2 protein-coding genes are annotated in these 2406 nt (G+C 72.2%); both read right to left on the reverse strand.

Going from position 1 to position 2406, the window contains the following annotated elements:
• The coding region (locus CCN51_RS47190) for a biotin carboxylase N-terminal domain-containing protein (RefSeq protein WP_281262482.1) at positions 1-680 on the reverse strand (680 nt) is incomplete at its 3' end.
• A 15-nt stretch (positions 681-695) separates the two neighbouring features.
• Entirely contained in the window at positions 696-2294 is a 1599-nt protein-coding gene (locus CCN51_RS47195; protein WP_014177463.1) for an acyl-CoA carboxylase subunit beta, read from the reverse strand.
• Between the last annotated feature and the right edge of the window lie 112 nt (positions 2295-2406).

Consider the following 2406-nt stretch of genomic DNA (forward strand, 5'->3'; position numbering starts at 1 on the left):
TGGTGGCGGCGCTGGAGGGAGCAGTCGCGGGTGCCCAGCGCCCAGACCTCGCCGTGTGCGTCGGCGAGTATCTGCACCTCGACATGGCGGGCGCCCTCGACGTACGGCTCCAGGAAGACCTCCGCGTCGCCGAAGGCGGACAGCGCCTCGGCGCGGGCGGAGGTCAGCTCGGCCGGGAGGGCCGCGAGGTCGCGGACCACGCGCATCCCGCGCCCGCCGCCGCCCGCCGCCGCCTTGACGAGGAGGGGCAGGTCGTCGGGCGTGGCGCGGTCGGGGTCCACGGGGGCGAGGAGGGGGACCCCGGCGGCGCCCATGAGGTCCTTGGCGCGGGTCTTGGAGGCCATGGCCTCGATCGCCTCGGGCGGCGGCCCGATCCACCGCAGGCCCGCGTCGATGACCGCGCGCGCGAAGCCGGCGTTCTCGGAGAGGAAGCCGTAGCCGGGGTGGACGGCGTCGGCCCCGGCCGCGAGTGCGGCTTTGACGATGAGGTCGGCGCGCAGATAGGTGTCGGCGGGCGCGGCGCCGGGGAGCCGTACGGCCGCATCGGCCTCGCGTACGTGGGGCGCGGCGGCGTCGGGGTCGGAGTGGACGGCGACGGTGGCGATGCCGAGTTCGCGGCAGGTGCGGAAGATACGGCGGGCGATTTCGGCCCGGTTGGCGACGAGGAGGGATCGGATCACAGCTTTCCTCACATCTCACATCCGGAAGACGCCGAAGCCGCCGCGCGCGCCCTCGACGGGGGCCGTGTGGATCGCGGAGAGGCACAGGCCGAGGACGGTGCGGGTGTCGCGGGGGTCGATGACGCCGTCGTCGTACAACCGCCCGGAGAGGAACAGGGGCAGCGATTCGGACTCGATCTGCTGCTCCACCATGGCGCGCAGGGCGGCGTCGGCGTCCTCGTCGTACGGCTGGCCCTTGGCGGCGGCGGACTGGCGGGCGACGATCGACAGGACGCCGGCCAGCTGCTGGGGGCCCATGACGGCCGACTTGGCGCTGGGCCAGGCGAAGAGGAAGCGGGGGTCGTAGGCACGGCCGCACATGCCGTAGTGGCCGGCGCCGTACGAGGCGCCGATGAGGACGGAGAGGTGGGGGACGCGGGAGTTGGAGACCGCGTTGATCATCATGGCGCCGTGTTTGATGATCCCGCCCTGCTCGTACTCGCGGCCCACCATGTAGCCGGTGGTGTTGTGGAGGAAGAGGAGGGGGATGTCGCGCTGGTTGGCGAGCTGGATGAACTGGGCGGCCTTCTGGGACTCGGCCGAGAACAGCACGCCCTGGGCGTTGGCGAGGATCCCGATCGGATAGCCGTGGAGGGTGGCCCAGCCGGTGGCGAGGCTGGGGCCGTAGCGCGGCTTGAACTCGTCGAAGTCGGAGGCGTCGACGATGCGCGCGATGACCTCGCGGGGGTCGAAGGGGGTCTTGAGGTCGCCGGGGACGATGCCCAGGAGTTCGCCGGGGTCGTGTTTCGGGGGCTCGGCGGGGCCCGGGTCGGGGTGCGCCTTGCGCCAGTTGAGGCGGGCGACGACGCGGCGGGCCTGGCGGATGGCGTCGGGCTCGTCGAGGGCGAAGTAGTCGGCGAGGCCGGAGGTGCGGGCGTGCATCTCGGCGCCGCCGAGGGATTCGTCGTCGCTCTCCTCGCCGGTGGCCATCTTCACCAGGGGCGGCCCGCCGAGAAAGACCTTCGACCGCTCCTTGACCATGATCACGTGGTCGGACATCCCGGGGATGTACGCGCCTCCGGCCGTGGAGTTGCCGAAGACGACGGCGATGGTTGGAATGCCGTCGGCGGACAGTCGGGTCAGATCGCGGAACATCGCGCCGCCCGGGATGAAGATCTCCTTCTGGCTGGGGAGATCGGCGCCCCCGGACTCGACCAGGCTGATGACCGGCAGGCGGTTGGCGCGGGCTATCTCGTGGGCGCGCAGGGACTTCTTGAGGGTCCAGGGGTTGCTGGCCCCGCCCCGTACGGTCGGGTCGTTGGCGCTGATCAGGCACTCGACGCCCTCGATGATGCCGATGCCGGTGACGACCGAGGCGCCGACGGCGTAGTCGCTGCCCCAGGCGGCCAGCGGGGACAGTTCGAGGAAGGGCGTATCGGGGTCGAGCAGCAGCTCGATGCGCTCGCGGGCGAGGAGCTTGCCGCGCTTGCGGTGCCGGGCGACGTACTTCTCGCCGCCTCCGGCGAGAGCTTTCGCGTGCTCGGTCTCGAGCTCGGCGAGCTTGGTGAGCATCGCCTCGCGGTGGGCGGCGTAGTCGGCGCCGTGGGGGTCGAGGGCGGAGGCGAGGACGGTCACAGCAGTTTCTCCGGTATGTCGAGGTGACGCGAGCGCAGCCACTCGCCGACGGCCTTGGCCTGCGGATCGAAGCGGGCCTGGGCGGCGACGCCCTCGCCGAGGAGGCCGTCCA

The organism is Streptomyces milbemycinicus, from assembly GCF_002154605.1.
Lineage (GTDB): Bacteria > Actinomycetota > Actinomycetes > Streptomycetales > Streptomycetaceae > Streptomyces > Streptomyces milbemycinicus.